The following is a 15862-nucleotide window of genomic DNA, read 5'->3' as shown; positions in this document are numbered from 1 at the left end:
GCCAAGGGCTCTTCAGCCCGGAACGCCGGCAGGCTCACGCAACGCTAACCCACGGCGCCCGCTCCGCGACAGCGGAGTATTCCAGGAGAAACAATGTCAGCTGCTAATCCGTCTCGCGACGATTTCGCGAGCATGCTCGAAGAATCATTCACCGCCGGCCATTCCGGCGAGGGCCAGGTTGTCCGGGGCACGATCACCGCGATCGAAAAGGACATGGCCATCATCGATGTCGGCCTCAAGGTCGAAGGCCGCGTGCCGCTGAAGGAATTCGGCGCCAAGGGCAAAGAGTCCTCCCTGAAGGTCGGCGACACCGTCGAGGTCTATGTCGAGCGCATCGAGAACGCGCTTGGCGAAGCCATGCTGTCGCGCGAGAAGGCTCGCCGCGAAGAGAGCTGGGTGCGCCTCGAGGAGAAGTTCACCAAGGGTGAGCGCGTCGAAGGCGTCATCTTCAACCAGGTCAAGGGCGGCTTCACCGTCGACCTCGACGGCGCCGTGGCGTTCCTGCCGCGCAGCCAGGTCGATATCCGCCCGATCCGCGACGTCACCCCGCTGATGCACAACCCGCAGCCCTTCGAGATCCTCAAGATGGATCGCCGCCGCGGCAACATCGTGGTCTCGCGTCGTACCGTGCTCGAGGAGAGCCGCGCCGAACAGCGTTCGGAAATCGTGCAGAACCTCGAGGAAGGCCAAGTGGTCGAGGGCGTGGTCAAGAACATCACCGACTACGGTGCGTTCGTCGACCTCGGCGGCATCGACGGCCTGCTGCATGTCACCGACATGGCATGGCGCCGCGTCAACCATCCGACCGAGATCCTCAACATCGGCCAGACGGTCAAGGTGCAGATCATCCGCATCAACCAGGAAACCCACCGCATCTCGCTCGGCATGAAGCAGCTCGAGTCGGATCCGTGGTCGGATATCGGCACCAAGTTCCCGATCGGCAAGAAGATCAAGGGCACCGTCACCAACATCACCGACTACGGCGCGTTCGTCGAGCTCGAGCCTGGCATCGAAGGCCTCATCCACGTTTCGGAAATGTCGTGGACGAAGAAGAACGTGCATCCCGGCAAGATCCTGTCGACGACGCAGGAAGTCGACGTGGTGGTGCTCGAGGTCGATCCGGCCAAGCGCCGCATCTCGCTCGGCCTCAAGCAGACGCTGGAAAACCCGTGGCAGGCATTCGCCTCGAGCCATCCGGTCGGCAGCCAGGTCGAGGGCGAGGTCAAGAACAAGACCGAGTTCGGCCTGTTCATCGGCCTGGAAGGCGACGTGGACGGCATGGTGCACCTGTCCGACCTCGACTGGACCCGTCCGGGCGAGCAGGTCATCGAGGAGTACAATCGCGGCGACATGGTCAAGGCGCAGGTGCTCGACGTCGACATCGAGAAGGAGCGCATCTCGCTCGGCATCAAGCAGCTGGCCCGTGACACGGTCGGCGAAGCGGCCACCAGCGGCGAGTTGCGCAAGAACGCCGTCGTCACCTGCGAGGTCATCGGCGTGAAGGACGGCGGTCTGGACGTGCGGCTGGTCGACAGCGGACTCGAGACCTTCATCAAGCGCTCCGACCTTTCTCGCGACCGCGACGAGCAGCGCCCCGAGCGCTTCACCGTCGGCCAGAAGGTCGACGCCCGCGTCATCGCCTTCGACAAGAAGACCCGCAAGCTGCAGGTCTCGATCAAGGCGCTGGAAATCGCCGAGGAGAAGGAAGCGGTGGCCCAGTACGGCTCGACCGACTCCGGCGCCTCGCTGGGCGATATCCTGGGCGCGGCGCTGAAGAAGCAGGGCAGCTAAGTCCTTTCTTCGCGACCCCGAAAGCAAAACCCCCGCCGGAGCGATCCGGCGGGGGTTTTTTGTTTAGTTTATCGTCGCGCTTCAGGCCCGGCCGTAGAGCGGAACCAGCGTGCCGCTCATGGCCTGATTTGCCGGCGAGGCCAGATAGGCGATCGCTTCTGCCGCAGCCTCAAGGCTCACCCACTTGCTGAAATCGGCGTCCGGCATGCTGTCGCGATTGGCCTGGGTGTCGAGGGTCGATGGGGCCACCGCATTGACCAGTATCCCCTTGTGCTTCAACTCCTCGGCCATGGCCACCGTCATCGCCGCCACCGCCGCCTTGCTCGCGGTATAGGCAACCATGCCGGAGCCTTTGCGTGGTTCCAGCGCCGCCCGGGCGGTGACATTGACGATGCGACCAGCGGTGTTGGACGTCAGCATAGAGCGCACCGCGGCGCGGCTGCACAGAAAGGTCGTGCGAGCGTTGGTGTCCATCATTTCGGCAAAGGAGGCCGACTCGATCTTCTCGACCGGCGCCATGGTGAAGCCCCCGGCAAGGTGGATCGAGGCCCACAGCTCGGGCACCCGATGGTAGAAGGCCTCGACCTTGGCCGAATCCGAGAGGTCGACATTATGCGCCAGGTGCACGCTGGCGTGGGCTGTGTAGGGAAAATGAGGCGGGGCTGCAGCGTGGGCATTGGGCACGTGGCAGATCGCGCCTTGCTCCAGCAATCTGCCGACAACCGCGCCGCCGAGCGCCCCAGTACCGCCCGTTATCACGACATGCCTGCCGTCCAGCGTTTCCGTCATACTTTGACTGCTCCTGTCATTTTTTTGGTTATTTCTTTGGTTATACCGCCCCAGAATGAAACGTCGCGCCTTTCGCTGCGACACTCAATTGAAATATCGACATGGCAGGTGGCGCGTCTTTGCATGCGTCCCGGTACGATTTTCCGTTGATGGCAAGTCGGGATCTCAAACAAGAGGCCATCCATTCAGGATGGCATCCCAAAGCAGAAGCTCGTCCGTCTCCGGGCGCCATACTTTGTGGTTGAGCTTGTGCAGCCAGAACCCGTCATACATGGCGCGATGTCTCGCTTCGTCCAAAGGCTGCAAGAGTTGCCATTGCAATTCGTGCGGTCTGTCCGCACCAACCTGCGGCATTTTCAGGAAGTCCTCCCTCAGCTTCCGGTGCAGCAGCAGAGAGGCCTCGATGTGATGCGGGAACATGAAATACTGCAGGAGCCGATCGTATTCGCGCCAGTAGTCGGCAAGGCCATGAAGCACCGTCTCGACCAGGGGGTGTCCCTTGCGCGCATGGATGAACCAGGTCTCCACCAGCCGCGGCGCCCGATTGGTTTCGCGAAGGATATAGAAGTCCTCGCGCTCGATCTGCCGGGGCACCGGCTGCCGGAGCAGGATGGTCGCATCGAGCCAGGTGCCGCCGTGCCGCAGAAGCAGGCTGAGCCGGATGAAATTGGAAAAGTGCTGGCTTGTCATCAACTGGCGGCGCCGCTTGTCCCAGATATGCCCCGGGAGATCGACATAGTCCGTCACCGAGGTATCATCGAGCACGATGAGGTCGCGGTCGCCCTTGTGCCTTTCAACCGAACGCAGGCAGGCCATCACCAACGGGGGCGCGTTTTCGACACCTTGCGCCCAATATTGCCAGATCGGACCCAATCCGCCTTCCGGGGTGCTGTCGGAGCACCATTGCGAGTGTTCGACAGCAGCGTTTCGGGCACACCGGTCCCTACGCCGAGCCAGATTCATGTGGGACTTGGCAGCTCGCTTGCGCAGCCACCACGGCAGGGCCGTCGAAGACGCCGCCCACCGCAACGGCGCCAGGTGACGGCGCCGGAGCGGATCGTCGAATGGCGGTTCGGTGAAGAAGCCGCCATCCAAGCCATCGCTCCCCGATGCCACCAGGACGGTCAATCGACCGCAATCTCGATGACGCGCGGCTTGCCGGCCGCCCGGGCGCGGTTCAGTGCCCCGGCCAGATCGGCCGTACCGCCCAGCCGCTCGGCCTCTATGCCGTAAGCCTCGGCGAGCTTGCAGAAATCCGGCGGCGCCGGCGACACGCCGACGGGCTCGACACCGACGTCGAGCATCGAAGTCTCGATCTCGCGATAGCCGCGATTGTTCCAGACGACGAAGATCACAGCCGCTTCGGCATCGAGCGCGGCGCCGATCTCCGGCAAGGTGAACTGGAAGCCGCCATCGCCGGTGAGGCACACCACCGGCGCCCCCGGCACGGCGAGCGCCGCGCCGATCGCCGCGGGCGGGCCGTAGCCCAGCGCGCCGAAGCCGGTCGCGGCGTTGAACCAGCCGCCGGGGCGGTCGTGATCGTAATAGAGGTTGGCGGCATAGATGGGCTGGGTCGAATCGCCGACGATGATGGCGCCCGGCAGCGCGTCGCGGATCATCTCCACCGCGCGCACCTGGGCCAGATAATCGGGCTTGAGTTCGGCCAGCGCTGCCTGGCGCGCCGCGGCCGCGCGAGCCTCGCCATCCCTTGCCGCGACGTGGCCCGGTCCGATCGCCGTGAGCACGGCCTCGATCCCTTCGGCGCAATCCGCGTGGATGCCGACCGTCGCCGGCCGGCGCGCGATCTGGTCGGCGCCGATGTCGATGCGGATCAGGTTCTTCGGCAACACGAAGCCGCCGTCGCCATAGCCGTCATAATCGGTCGGTCCGAACTCGGTGCCGGCGGCGATCACCAGGTCGGCGTCGGCCATCAGGGCGCGCACTGCCTTCAGGCTGGGGCTGGCCGGTACGCAGAGCGCATGGCCGTGCAGAAGGCCGCGCGCATTGGCGGTCTCGACGACAGGGGCGCCGAGCGACTCGGCCAGGCGCCGCAACGCCGCGTCGGCCTTCCTGGCGCCGCCGCCCGCAAGGATCAGCGGGCGGCTGGCCGCCTTGATCAATTTTGCCGCTTCTGCGACCGCAGCGGCTTCAGGCGCGGGCGGCGCGGCATTGCTCAACGCCGCCGTGAGCCCATCGGCCGGTTTCACCATGACGTCCGTCGGGATCTCAATATGCACCGGGCCGGGACGCGACGAGGAAAACAGCGCGAAGGCGCGGGCGAGCGCGCCCGGCAGTTGGCCGGCCTCGGTGATGCGCTCGGAAGACAGCGCCACCTTTTCCATCATGCCGCGCTGGTCCGGCAGTTCATGCAGGAAGCCCAGCCCCTTGCCGAGCGTATCGGTGGCGTTGACGCCGGAGATCACCAGCATGGGCACCGAATCGGCGCGCGCCTGGCCCATGGCGGTGATGGTGTTGGTGAGCCCCGGCCCGGTGATGACGAAGGCAACGCCCGGCCGGCCGCCGGCACGCGCATAACCATCGGCCATGAAGCCGGCGCCCTGCTCATGGCGGGGCGTGACATGACGTATCCTGGAGCGCGCCAGGCCGCGATAGAGCTCGACCGTGTGCACGCCCGGAATGCCGAAGACGGTATCGACGCCATGCGCCTCGAGTAAGGTGATCAGCGCTTCGCCGATGGTGGTCATTGATCTTCTCCCCTTTGTTTCCTACGCAATTCCGAGCGGAAAACCGCTTCTCACTTTCCTTGGAATTGCGAGAGCATGATGAATCGGTTTTTGGTCGACATCATCCGCTATCCCCTTGATTTAAAGCGGCGCCAGGCCAAGTTCGGCCTCGACAGCCTTGATGCCGATCGCCGCCAGTTCGCCGGGCAGGAACATCTCGCCCGCCAGGCAGCCTTCGATCCAGAGCCCGTCGATGATCGCATTGATCGCGATGGCGTGGCGGCGCAGCGCCGCCGCGTCCGGCTCGCGCCGTTCGGCGGCGAGCACTTCGGCCACGACGGCCTCCACCTCGTTGCGAAAGCCGAGATAGCCTTCGCGGTGGGCGCGGGCGAGCGACGGATGCGCGCCGGCGCGGCCGATGAAGGTCGCCCAGAGCGAGAACACCCGCTGGTCGATGATCGGCGCGTTGAGGTTGGCCGTGACGAAGGCCGCAAGGCGCTGGCGCGGCGAGGCGTCCTCCATGACCAGGGCGGCTTTGGCCTGCTCGGTCATGTGGCCCATCAGCGTCGCATAGGCTTCCTGCAGCAAATCTTCCTTGCCGGGGAAATAGTGCCGGATCAGCCCGGCGGTGACACCGGCGCGCAATGCGATGGTGCGAACAGTGGCGCCCTGCAGGCCATGCTCCGCCACGCTGTCCAGGGTCGCCTCGATCAGATCCTGCCGCCGCCGCTCCTCGCCCTCGCGACGGAATTTGCGACGGGAAGGCGAATTCATTGGCGAAGGATCGGCCGAGTCAGGCATGTCGGCCCGCCTTCGCATGCGATGCAGAGCGCATCCGCGTCGAATACCTCAACCGTGCAGCCGGCGGCTTCCATGGCGGCCTTTGTCCTGGGAAAGCCGGCAACGGCAATGACCTTGCGCGGGCTCGTCGGCAGCACGTTCAGGCTGAGGCCGTTGGACGCTGCGAACTCTTGCGGGTCGCCTTCGACCAGCCGGATGCCGCGCGCCCTCAGCATCTGATAGAACGGCGCCGGCAAAAGCGGCGAATAGACCAGCGCAAGGTCGTCGGCCAGCGGGCTGATCACCGACATGAGATGCAGGCACGCCTCTTCGCCCTGCCACAGCGGCAGATCGAAGCCGTGGACGGAAATGCCCAGCGGCGCAAGCAGCTTGGCGACCTGCTGGATGCCTTCCTGGTTGGTGCGCACACCGCGCCCGATCGCCAGCGTGCGGGCATCGATCCAGACACAATCGCCACCTTCGACCTGGCCGGGAGGCAGCACGCGGCCGACGATCGGAATGCCCATCCTTGTGTAGGTTTCCTCATGCAGCGACGGCTCGCTCGCGCGCAGCGGCTTGCCCATTGACAGGATCAACGCGCCGCCATCGGTCATCAGCGACGGGTCATGCGTGAAAACCGAATCCGAAAGGCCGTCGGCCTTGTCGTCGATCCATTCGATCTCGGCGCCGGAAGCCGCCACCATTTCGGCAAAGGCCATGTGCTGCGCGGCAGCTTTCGCCGGATCGAACCCGGGGCCATAGTGCCAGGCGGCCCTGTCGGCGCCGCGCATGGCGTTGGCCGCCGAACGCATCAGCACGCGCCTCAGCGGCGCCGCCATGGACTGCGATCCGAAAGCGCTCATCGACACCCTTTTATGCTGAAAAAAATCGAAAAAATTTCATGGGCGGCTATTTATACACTTGCACAACAAGGCCGCAAGTGCCGTAATGAGCGGGATTGACGGGCTCGCGCTGTTGGGTCCATGCTGAAATCTGGAGCGGGCAGTACAGCGTATGTTGATTAGCCGGATGGACGTTCGACGAACCACCTCGGGTAAAACAGAGGTCGCCCGGTGAGCGCGGCGGGAGCCGCCGCAGTCCAATCCGGCAAGGCGCAAAGCAGCGCCGCCGAAGCCATCCATGTCGAAAACCTGCACAAGAAATTCGGCCAGCTGCACGTGCTGAAAGGCGTTTCGCTGTCGGCGCGCGATGGCGAGGTGGTTGCCATCATCGGCGGCTCAGGCTCCGGCAAATCGACGTTGCTTCGCTGCATCAACTGCCTGGAAAACCCGACCAGTGGCATCATCCGGGTCAATGGCGAGGAGATCAAGCTCAAGGCCGACAGCCATGGCCATACCTTTCCGGCTGACCGCAGGCAGATCGAGCGCATCCGCACCCGGCTCGGCATGGTGTTCCAGAACTTCAACCTGTGGAGCCACATGACGCTGATCGAGAATGTCATCGAGGTTCCGGTGCATGTGCTGGGCGTCAAGCGCGACGAGGCGATCGCCCAGGCCGAGAAGCTGCTCGTACGCGTCGGGCTGGCGGACAAGCGCGACGTATATCCCGCCTTCCTGTCCGGTGGACAGCAACAGCGCGCCGCGATCGCCCGGGCACTTGCCATCAATCCGCGCGTCATGCTGTTCGACGAGCCGACCTCGGCGCTCGATCCCGAACTGGTCGGCGAGGTGCTGAAGGTGATCGGCGACCTGGCGCGCGAGGGGCGCACCATGGTGCTGGTCACGCATGAGATGAAGTTCGCCCGCGAGGTCGCGACGCATGTCGTCTACCTCTACAACGGGCTGGTCGAGGAGGAAGGTCCGCCGGAACAGCTGTTCGGCGCACCCAAGTCCGAAAGGCTCAAACAATTCCTCCGCAATGTCGGCTAGGAGCCGGCATCAAGCGGGGCGAAAACCGGGAACAACAACAAACTGGGAGTCCTGATATGAAGACTGTTCTCAAGACATTGGCCGCCGCGCTGCTTCTAGGCGTCGCAGCGATGGGTGGCGTGGCCAAGGCCGAGCAGGTCAAGATCGGCGTCGCCGCCGAGCCCTATCCGCCCTTCACATCGCCCGACGCCAGCGGCAAATGGGTGGGCTGGGAGATCGACTTCGTCAACGCCGTCTGCGCCGAGGAGAAGCTCGACTGCGTGATCACGCCCGTCGCCTGGGACGGCATCATCCCCGCACTGACCACCAAGAAGATCGACGCCATTGTCTCTTCCATGTCGATCACCGACGAGCGCAAGAAGACGATCGACTTCTCGGACAAGTACTACAACACGCCGACCGCGATCATCGGGCCGAAGGACCAGAAATTCGGCGCCACGCCGGACGACCTCAAGGGCAAGGTGATCGGCGTCCAGGTCTCGACCGTGCATGCCGTGTACGCCAAGAAGCACTTCACCGGCGCGCAGGAGATCAAGGAATACCAGACGCAGGACGAAGCCAACAACGATTTGGCCGCCGGCCGCCTCGACGCCGTGCAGGCGGACTCGATCGCGCTCGGCGAATTCCTGAAAACGGACCAGGGCAAAGCCTGCTGCGACCTGAAGGGCATGGTGGCCCCGGACGACGAAGTGCTCGGCCCGGGCGTCGGCGCCGGCATCCGCAAGGAAGACACCGCGCTCAAGGAAAAGTTCAACGCCGGCATCAAGGCGATCCGCGCCAACGGCAAATATGACGAGATTTCGAAGAAGTATTTCGACTTCGATATCTATGGCGGCGCCCCGCAGTCGAACTGATCTCCCCGCGTGATCCAGGGGTGCGGCCGCCGGCCATGCCCCTGGTCAAAACCTTGCCACGCACGCCTGTCGCTGATCTGGTCGTCAGCGGCCTGCCAGTAATCCGGGGGCGAAGCTGATCGACGCCTTTCTTCCGGCCTCCGCGGCCGGCATCATGGAACTCCTGTCGCCCGTGGCGCCCGGCTGGGGCGGCACGCTGCTGGTCGGCCTGCTGCATTCGCTGGAGATTGCCGTCGGCGCCACCTGCCTTGGCCTGCTGATCGGCACCGCCGGCGCCTTCGGCAAGCTCTATGGCGGCCCGGTGACGCGCGACCTGCTCGCGGTCTACACGACCGTCGTGCGCGCCGTGCCGGAACTGGTGCTGATCCTGCTGCTCTATTACGCAGGCACTGATCTCATCAACCAGGTGCTGGCAGCGATGGGCTACCAGCGCGTCGACATCAGCGGGCTCGTGGCCGGCATTTTCGTGCTGGGCTTCGTGCAAGGCGCCTATTCCACCGAAGTCATCCGCGGCGCCATCCTCGCCATCCCGCAAGGACAGATCGAGGCCGCCCGCGCCTATGGCATGTCGCCTGGCCTGATGCTGAGGCGCATAACCTTGCCGGCGATGCTTCCCTTCGCGATCCCCGGCCTCGCAAACCTGTGGCTGATCGCCACCAAGGATACGGCGCTGCTTGCTGTCGTCGGCTTCTTCGAGCTGACGCTGGCGACACGGCAGGCCGCGGGCGTCACCAAAGCTTATCTGATCTTCTATCTGGCGGCCGGCGTGCTCTACCTCGCGGTTACCCTGTTCTCCAACATGATCATCGGCCGCGTCGAGGCGTGGGCGCGGCGCGGCATGCCCTCCATCAAGGAGGCGCGCTGATGTCGACCGAGGCCACCGCGATCAACATGGCGGCGCGCGCATCGCTCTGGCTCAAGCCGCATCGCATCGTGCTGATCCTGATCGCCCTGGCGCTGGTTATCTGCGCGATCGTCTTCATGCGCTGGGACTGGCTGCCGCAATATTGGGAAATGGGCCTCATGGGCTTATGGCGGGCGCTGTGGATCCTCGCCGTCACCTGCGCGCTGGGCTTCGCGCTTGCCGTGCCGCTCGGGCTTGCCCAGGCCGGGGGGCCGATCTGGTTCTCGGCGCCGGCGAAGGTCTTCTGCACCATCATTCGCGGAACGCCGTTGCTCCTGCAACTGTGGCTGCTCTATTACGGCCTCGGCTCGATCTTTCCACAATATCCGTGGATTCGCGAATCCTGGCTGTGGCCCTATCTCAGACAGGCCTGGCCCTATGCCGTGGTTGCGCTGACCTTCTCCTTCGCCGGCTACGAAGGCGAAGTGATGCGCGGCGCCTTTGCCGGCGTGCCGCGCGGACAGTTGGAGGCCGCGCGCGCCTTCGGCATGAGCCGCTGGAAGATCTTCCGCCGGATCTGGCTGCCGCAGGCCTTCTACCGGGCTCTGCCGACCCTGACCGGGGAGACCGTGCTGCAACTGAAGTCGACACCGCTGGTGGCGACGATCAGCGTCATCGACATCTTCGCCGTCTCCTCCAAGGTGCGCCAGGACACCTACCTGACCTACGAGCCTTTGCTGTTGCTGGCGCTGATCTATATGACGATCACCGGTATCCTCGTCTTCGTTTTCAGCCGGATAGAGGCTCGGATTCCGGTCAAGATTGGGTAGTAGGGGAGCAGGGGAGTAGCGGCGCGTTCAGCCACGATCCGCATTCACATTTCCATCCCCATTCGCTATTCGCTCCCCTTATTCCCCTACTCCCCTAGGACGACTCCTATGCAACTCACTCTCGACCAGGCAACAGGGCTGTGCAGGATGGCCGCACTGGGCGCCGGCGCCAACGAGGAGGCGGCGCAATCGCTGACCGCCTCGATCATCGCCGCGGAGGCCGAAGGCCTGTCGACGGTGGGGTTGTCGCACTTCATCGACTATCTGGAAGCACTCGAAGCGGGCCGCATCGACGGCAATGCCGATCCGGTCATCACCCGGCCAGCGCTCGCGGTCTATCTTTCCGACGCGCGCCGCGGGCTTGCCCATACCGGCTTCGACCGCGCCGTCGGCGACCTCGTCAAGGCGGCAAAACTGTTCGGCGTCTCGATATTCTCGCAGAAGAACGCCTATACATGCGGCGCGCTCGGCTATTTCACCGGGCGGCTTGCGGAGCAAGGGCTGGTCTCCTTCGCCGCCACCAACGGGCCGGCGGTGCTTGCCGGCTCGGGCTCGGTCAAGCCGGTCTATTGCACGAACCCGATGTCATTCGCCTCGCCCGCCGCCGACGGACCGCCTCTGGTGATCGACCAGTCGTCGAGCGCCACCGCCTTCGTCAACATCCGCAAGGCGGCCGAGGACGGCAAGAAGATTCCGGAAGGCTGGGCGCTGGATGCCAGCGGCAACCCGACCACCGATCCGGCGGCGGCGATGAAAGGCGCGATGCTTGCCTTCGGCGGCCAGCGCGGCGCCAATATCGCCTTGATGGTCGAGGTACTGGCCGCTGGGATTTCCGGCGCCAACTGGTCGCTCGACGCGCCCTGGTTCACCGGCGGGACAGACAGCCCCGGAACGGGCCTCTTCGTTCTCGCCATCGAACCCAAACTGCTGGACCCCGATTTCGAACAGCGCATGAAGGCCCAGCTCGATCGGCTGCGGCGGCGCTACGGCGTGCATATTCCCGGCCGCTCCCGCGCCGAGGCCGCAGAGAAGGCAAAGGCGCGCGGCATCACCACGTCCAGGACGGTGGTGCAGCGCATTTCGGAATTCGCCGAGCGTTATTCGGCCTGATTTTTCCCGCCCGATTGAACTTTTTCCCGGCCTGGCGCGACCGATATCCGGCACCCCACGCCACGAACCGCTCAGGTTGGCTTCGTCCGGCTCGTGGCTGGCGGCGCCGCGCCGGGGGTTCAGGGCGGGGCGGGCGTGCTTGCTTCACGCCACCTTGATGCCGTCTCAGGTCAGGCCGCCTCGTTGGACACTGCTTAGGCGTGGATCTGCCCGGAAAACCCCGCCTCGGCGGGGTTTTCTGTTTCTTCGCCCCCCGTGGAAAACATGATCGCAAAAGTTAACTTTTGTTAACTTGACTTGCGTTGGAGCGTGGGGCGTTTGCGGGTGTCGTCATGAAACAGGAGCTACGATGTCCGCCACCACAGACACCTCCCGCACAAACCTGATCATCCCGGCGCTCGGCCGCCTCTATTCGAGATTTCACGACGCCGGCGAAACGCTGCTACGCGCCATCGCCGGCGGCTTCCTGGCCATCCATGGCTCGCAGAAGATCGTCAATCCGTTCGGCGCCACCGAAATGGTCGAGGGGCTGGGCTTCTATCCGGGTGTGTTCTGGTCACCGCTGCTCGCCTGCACCGAGTTCTTCGGCGGCATCCTGATCGCCATCGGCCTGCTTACCCGCCCCGCCGCCTTCGCCGGCCTGATCGTGCTTCTGGTCACCGTGTGGTTCCATTGGGTCACCATGGGCCAGGGTTTTTCGGGCGCGGAAAAGTCGCTGCTCTGGGCCGCGATCCTGGCATTCTTCGTCATTCGCGGTGGCAATCGCCAGTCTGTCGACGCGCGCATGGGCAAGGGTTTCTAAGCGGCTTTTGTCCAGTCGCAAGTTCGGACGGAAAGCCGCTACGCGCTTTTCGTGGAATTGCCCAAAAACTCGGCAATGGCGACCTCCGGTCGCTCTTTGCCTTTGGCGAGAAACGGATTAAGACACGGCCTCAGCAAAGCATTCGCGCGCGGAGCCCGTCATGACCGAAATCCTGCAGACCCCCAAGCTCGTCGTCGTCTTCGGCGGCTCGGGCTTCGTCGGTCGCCATGTGGTGCGAGCGCTGGCCAAGCGCGGCTACCGCATCCGGGTCGCCTGCCGGCGGCCCGACCTTGCCGGCCATTTGCAGCCGCTCGGCAATGTCGGCCAGATCCAGCCGGTGCAGGCCAATGTGCGCGTGCGCTGGTCGGTCGATCGCGCCGTTCAGGGCGCCGACCATGTCGTCAACCTCGTCGCCATCCTGCACGAGACCGGCCGCCAGAAATTCGGGGCGGTGCACGATTTCGGAGCGCGCGCCGTCGCCGAGGCCGCCCGCTCGGTCGGCGCCGGCCTCACGCACATCTCGGCGCTCGGCGCCGATCTGAATTCCCCGGCGGGCTACGCCAGCACCAAGGCGCTCGGCGAGAAAGCCGTGTTCGATACGATCGCGGATGCCGTCATCTTACGCCCATCGATCATTTTCGGACCGGAGGACAGCTTCTTCAACCGCTTCGCCGACATGGCGCGCTACTCGCCGGTGCTGCCGCTGATCGGCGGCGGGCAGAACAAGTTCCAGCCGGTCTATGTCGGCGACGTCGCCGAAGCAGTGGCGCGCTCTGTCGACGGCAAGGCCAAGGGCGGACAGATCTACGAACTCGGCGGCCCGCAGGTCCTGACCTTCAAGGAATGCATGCAGGAGCTGCTGACGGTCATCGAGCGCCGCCGCCTGCTGTTGCCGGTGCCGTTCTGGGTGGCGAACATCCTGGCCTCGATCCTCCAGCTCCTGCCCAGCCCGCTGCTGACCAGGGATCAGGTGCTGCAGCTGCGCGAGCACAATATCGTCTCGGACGAAGCCGCCAAAGCCGTCAGGACGCTGACCGGCCTCGGCATCCAGCCGCAGTCGATCGCCACCATCCTGCCGAGCTATCTGTGGCGCTTCCGCGCCGCCGGCCAGTTCCAGCAGCGCCGGCCGATCGCCGACCGGTAATCCGCGTACTCCCGTTTTTTGCGCAATTCCGGACGGAAAACCGCTACAGACTTTCTCTGTAATTAGCCGCGCCGCGAGACCTGCATCGGCAGGCCGCCTTGCGGCTGCGTGGTGAGCTTCTGCACCGGCCATGGCCGGGTCTCAGGCGTCACATCGAAGCGGAAGCGCGACAGCAGGATGGCCAAAGCGATGATCGCTTCCTGCATGGCGAAACTAGCACCGATGCACACACGCGGACCGGCGCCGAAGGGCAGATACTGGAAACGGTCGATCCGGTCGCGATTCTCCGGATGGAAGCGCTCGGGCATAAAGGCGTCCGGCCTGTCCCACAGCTTGCGGTGGCGATGCACGACCCAGGGCATGACCAGCACCGCGGCGTATTTCGGGATATGGAGGCCATTCCAGGTCTCGGGCTCGATCGGCTCGCGGTTGATCGAGGGCGCCGGCGGATAAAGCCTCAGCGCCTCTTCGAAAGCGGCGCGGGTGAGTGGCATGGCGTCCAGCCACTTGGTCGGGTCGGGCTCGCGCGCCAGCACGGCGTCGATCTCCTGCTCGACCTTCTCGCGTTCCCAGGGCGCCTCGGCGAGGCAGTAGATCGTCCAGCCCAACGCCCTCGCCGTCGTCTCGTGGCCGGCGCCGATGAAGGTGATGATATTGTCCTCCACTTCGGCGCGCGTGAGCCCGTCCGGCCCCTCGGCGCGCAACAGGAGCGTGAGAAAGTCCTGCGGCACGCTGCCTGGATCGCGCTTCATCCGCTCTTCGCGCATCCTTACCGTGCCGGCGACAATGTCGCGGAAATAGGCCATGGTCTTGCGACCGCGGATGCGGGTGAAGCGCGGCAGCCATTCGGGCGCGCGCAACAGGTCGAGCGGATCGACGCGCCCCATGGTCTCGAACAGGCGGTCGATCTCCTTGGCGAAACTGCCCGGTTCGCCCGCGATCTCGCCGGAAAAAAGCGTCTCGGCCAGGATGTCATAGGTGAGCAGCGTCATGTCATGGGCGACATCGGTGGAGCCGCCGGCCTCGTAGCGCGTTACGAATTCCAGCGTGCGTTTCAGCATCGGCCCGGCGAAACCGAAGATGTGACGCGGCGTGAACACCGGCGCCATCGCCTTGCGAGAACGCTTCCATACCTCGCCCTCGGCGGTCAGCAGCCCGTCGCGCAGGATCGGGCGCAGGATCAACTGGCGCACCGTCGCCATCTTGTAGTTCTTGGCGTTGTCGATCAGGACGTGGCGGATGAGGCCGGGGTCGTTGGCGACGATCAGATGTCCACCGACGCCGTTCGCAGAAACCCAGGGCTCGTTATAGGTGTGCTCGCCCCAGAGCTCGAGCGGGTTGCGGTAGACGATGCGCATCATCTCCAGCGTCGAGGGCGGCTGGGTACGCGGCTTCGGCGCCGGCGGCACGAAGGGGGCGGGCTTGGTGTCCATGAGGCGTGCTCCGCTGCAAGCGGCAAATGTAGTGCCGGGCGAAGCCGGCGTCCATGTGACGGAGCGGCATATCCGGCTGCCGCGCCTCGCCGGAATGTGACCGACACCGACAAATGCATGCTTGTTGGCGGTGGAGGCTTGCTTTAGTCACCAATGGATACCGCCAAGCAAGGAGCCCTACAGTGAAGCATCGCTTGAACATCATCATCGGCAGCACACGCCCGGGACGTGCCGGACCGATCTTCGGCGAATGGCTGGAAGGCTTCGCGCGCGAGCATGGCATATTCGAGCCGGTGCTCACTGATATCGCTGCCTTCAAGCTGCCGATGCTCGACGAGCCGCACCATCCGCGCCTGCGCAAATACGAGAAGGACCACACCAAGGCCTGGTCGGCGGCGATAGAAGCCGCCGATGCCTTCGTGTTCGTCGCGCCGGAGTACAACTACTTCGTGGCGCCAGCGATCGTGAACGCCATCGACTACCTTCTGCATGAATGGCGCTACAAGCCAGCCGCGATCTTCAGCTATGGCGGCGTCTCAGGCGGCCTGCGCGCGGCACAGGCCTTGAAGCCGCTTCTCACCTCCGTCGGCGTCATGCCGATCCCGGAAGGCGTGGCGCTGCCTGCCTACGCGACGCTGCTTGACCAGAACCGCGCATACCACCCAAGCGAACAGGTGCTGGGCGGCGCAAAGACCATGCTCGACGAATTGTTCCGCTGGAGCGAAGCGCTGAAGACACTGCGCACCGCCGGGTAGGTCGGAAATTCCTCCCGGAAGGCGGCTGCGAGGCCGTGCTTCGGCTGGCCATCGCGATCGGACATGGCCATGCACGCGCCCGCATTGCGCAGGGTGCGGCAAGGCTTGGTCGCCAAGCCGGCAAAATGCCCGCAAACCTTGGAAAAGCAGCTATTTG

Annotated in this window: 15 protein-coding genes; 9 read left to right on the top strand and 6 right to left on the bottom strand. The window is 64.7% G+C overall.

The features are described from left to right. Positions 1-93 precede the first annotated feature (93 nt). Positions 94-1791, top strand: coding sequence for a 30S ribosomal protein S1 (gene rpsA / locus ACR64R_RS24635; protein ID WP_487358847.1), 1698 nt, complete (start codon positions 94-96; stop codon positions 1789-1791). 81 nt (positions 1792-1872) lie between these two features. Here the strand turns inward: rpsA and ACR64R_RS24630 are convergent, their stop codons facing one another. The 5 genes from ACR64R_RS24630 to ACR64R_RS24610 all read right to left on the bottom strand — a co-directional run bounded on the left by ACR64R_RS24630 (position 1873) and on the right by ACR64R_RS24610 (position 6907). Continuing rightward, complete coding sequence (locus ACR64R_RS24630) at positions 1873-2580, bottom strand: SDR family NAD(P)-dependent oxidoreductase (RefSeq protein ID WP_487358846.1); 708 nt, start codon at positions 2578-2580, stop codon at positions 1873-1875. Positions 2581-2745: 165 nt separating this feature from the next. Next, positions 2746-3453: a capsular polysaccharide synthesis protein gene (locus ACR64R_RS24625; RefSeq protein ID WP_487358845.1), complete on the bottom strand. Its 708-nt coding sequence runs from the start codon at positions 3451-3453 to the stop codon at positions 2746-2748. A 251-nt stretch (positions 3454-3704) separates the two neighbouring features. Continuing rightward, positions 3705-5285 (bottom strand): 5-guanidino-2-oxopentanoate decarboxylase, encoded by a 1581-nt coding sequence (locus ACR64R_RS24620; RefSeq protein ID WP_487358844.1) that lies wholly within the window; start codon positions 5283-5285, stop codon positions 3705-3707. 120 nt (positions 5286-5405) lie between these two features. Further along, positions 5406-6038 (bottom strand): TetR family transcriptional regulator C-terminal domain-containing protein, encoded by a 633-nt coding sequence (locus ACR64R_RS24615; protein ID WP_487358843.1) that lies wholly within the window; start codon positions 6036-6038, stop codon positions 5406-5408. Beyond that, positions 6035-6907: a dimethylarginine dimethylaminohydrolase family protein gene (locus ACR64R_RS24610; protein WP_487358842.1), complete on the bottom strand. Its 873-nt coding sequence runs from the start codon at positions 6905-6907 to the stop codon at positions 6035-6037. Before ACR64R_RS24610 ends, ACR64R_RS24615 begins: the two co-directional genes overlap by 4 nt. Positions 6908-7117: 210 nt before the next feature. On the opposite strand from ACR64R_RS24610, the gene ACR64R_RS24605 reads away from it, so the two are divergent. From ACR64R_RS24605 to ACR64R_RS24575, 7 genes are all read left to right on the top strand, one after another. Continuing rightward, on the top strand, positions 7118-7933 hold the full coding sequence (locus ACR64R_RS24605) for an ABC transporter ATP-binding protein (RefSeq protein ID WP_487358841.1): 816 nt from the start codon (positions 7118-7120) through the stop codon (positions 7931-7933). 56 nt (positions 7934-7989) lie between these two features. Beyond that, positions 7990-8787 carry a transporter substrate-binding domain-containing protein gene (locus ACR64R_RS24600; RefSeq protein ID WP_487358840.1) on the top strand — a complete coding sequence of 266 codons (798 nt, stop codon included), beginning with the start codon at positions 7990-7992 and terminating at the stop codon, positions 8785-8787. 154 nt (positions 8788-8941) lie between these two features. Then, on the top strand, positions 8942-9652 hold the full coding sequence (locus ACR64R_RS24595) for an ABC transporter permease (RefSeq protein WP_487358839.1): 711 nt from the start codon (positions 8942-8944) through the stop codon (positions 9650-9652). After that, positions 9652-10461, top strand: coding sequence for an ABC transporter permease (locus ACR64R_RS24590; RefSeq protein WP_487358838.1), 810 nt, complete (start codon positions 9652-9654; stop codon positions 10459-10461). The genes ACR64R_RS24595 and ACR64R_RS24590 overlap by 1 nt, the downstream gene beginning before the upstream one ends. 108 nt (positions 10462-10569) lie before the next feature. Continuing rightward, the gene (locus tag ACR64R_RS24585) at positions 10570-11571 is read left to right on the top strand and encodes an Ldh family oxidoreductase (protein ID WP_487358837.1); all 1002 of its coding nucleotides are present in this window, start codon (positions 10570-10572) and stop codon (positions 11569-11571) included. 349 nt (positions 11572-11920) lie between these two features. Further along, the gene (locus ACR64R_RS24580) at positions 11921-12373 is read left to right on the top strand and encodes a DoxX family protein (RefSeq protein WP_487358836.1); all 453 of its coding nucleotides are present in this window, start codon (positions 11921-11923) and stop codon (positions 12371-12373) included. A 160-nt stretch (positions 12374-12533) separates the two neighbouring features. Further along, positions 12534-13517: a complex I NDUFA9 subunit family protein gene (locus ACR64R_RS24575; protein ID WP_487358835.1), complete on the top strand. Its 984-nt coding sequence runs from the start codon at positions 12534-12536 to the stop codon at positions 13515-13517. Positions 13518-13579: 62 nt separating this feature from the next. Here the strand turns inward: ACR64R_RS24575 and ACR64R_RS24570 are convergent, their stop codons facing one another. Beyond that, entirely contained in the window at positions 13580-14950 is a 1371-nt protein-coding gene (locus ACR64R_RS24570) for a cytochrome P450 (RefSeq protein WP_487358834.1), read from the bottom strand. A gap of 182 nt (positions 14951-15132) precedes the next feature. Between ACR64R_RS24570 and ACR64R_RS24565 the strand changes: the two genes are divergently transcribed. Beyond that, on the top strand, positions 15133-15705 hold the full coding sequence (locus ACR64R_RS24565; protein ID WP_487358833.1) for an NADPH-dependent FMN reductase: 573 nt from the start codon (positions 15133-15135) through the stop codon (positions 15703-15705). Positions 15706-15862 lie beyond the last annotated feature (157 nt).

The sequence above is a fragment of the Mesorhizobium sp. MC2-1-1 genome (assembly GCF_057597255.1).
Note: the sequence above shows the minus strand (reverse complement) of the source record. Positions and strands in the feature narration are given on the sequence as shown.

Bases quoted from the DNA above. Each gene is read 5' to 3' on its own strand.
- ACR64R_RS24570 (WP_487358834.1), bottom strand. From the start codon at position 14,950: ATGGACACCAAGCCCGCCCCCTTCGTGCCGCCGGCGCCGAAGCCGCGT.
- ACR64R_RS24615 (WP_487358843.1), bottom strand. From the start codon at position 6,038: ATGAATTCGCCTTCCCGTCGCAAATTCCGTCGCGAGGGCGAGGAGCGG.
- ACR64R_RS24580 (WP_487358836.1), top strand. From the start codon at position 11,921: ATGTCCGCCACCACAGACACCTCCCGCACAAACCTGATCATCCCGGCG.
- ACR64R_RS24575 (WP_487358835.1), top strand. From the start codon at position 12,534: ATGACCGAAATCCTGCAGACCCCCAAGCTCGTCGTCGTCTTCGGCGGC.
- ACR64R_RS24590 (WP_487358838.1), top strand. From the start codon at position 9,652: ATGTCGACCGAGGCCACCGCGATCAACATGGCGGCGCGCGCATCGCTC.
- ACR64R_RS24600 (WP_487358840.1), top strand. From the start codon at position 7,990: ATGAAGACTGTTCTCAAGACATTGGCCGCCGCGCTGCTTCTAGGCGTC.
- ACR64R_RS24585 (WP_487358837.1), top strand. From the start codon at position 10,570: ATGCAACTCACTCTCGACCAGGCAACAGGGCTGTGCAGGATGGCCGCA.
- rpsA (WP_487358847.1), top strand. From the start codon at position 94: ATGTCAGCTGCTAATCCGTCTCGCGACGATTTCGCGAGCATGCTCGAA.
- ACR64R_RS24610 (WP_487358842.1), bottom strand. From the start codon at position 6,907: ATGAGCGCTTTCGGATCGCAGTCCATGGCGGCGCCGCTGAGGCGCGTG.
- ACR64R_RS24620 (WP_487358844.1), bottom strand. From the start codon at position 5,285: ATGACCACCATCGGCGAAGCGCTGATCACCTTACTCGAGGCGCATGGC.
- ACR64R_RS24630 (WP_487358846.1), bottom strand. From the start codon at position 2,580: ATGACGGAAACGCTGGACGGCAGGCATGTCGTGATAACGGGCGGTACT.
- ACR64R_RS24595 (WP_487358839.1), top strand. From the start codon at position 8,942: ATGGAACTCCTGTCGCCCGTGGCGCCCGGCTGGGGCGGCACGCTGCTG.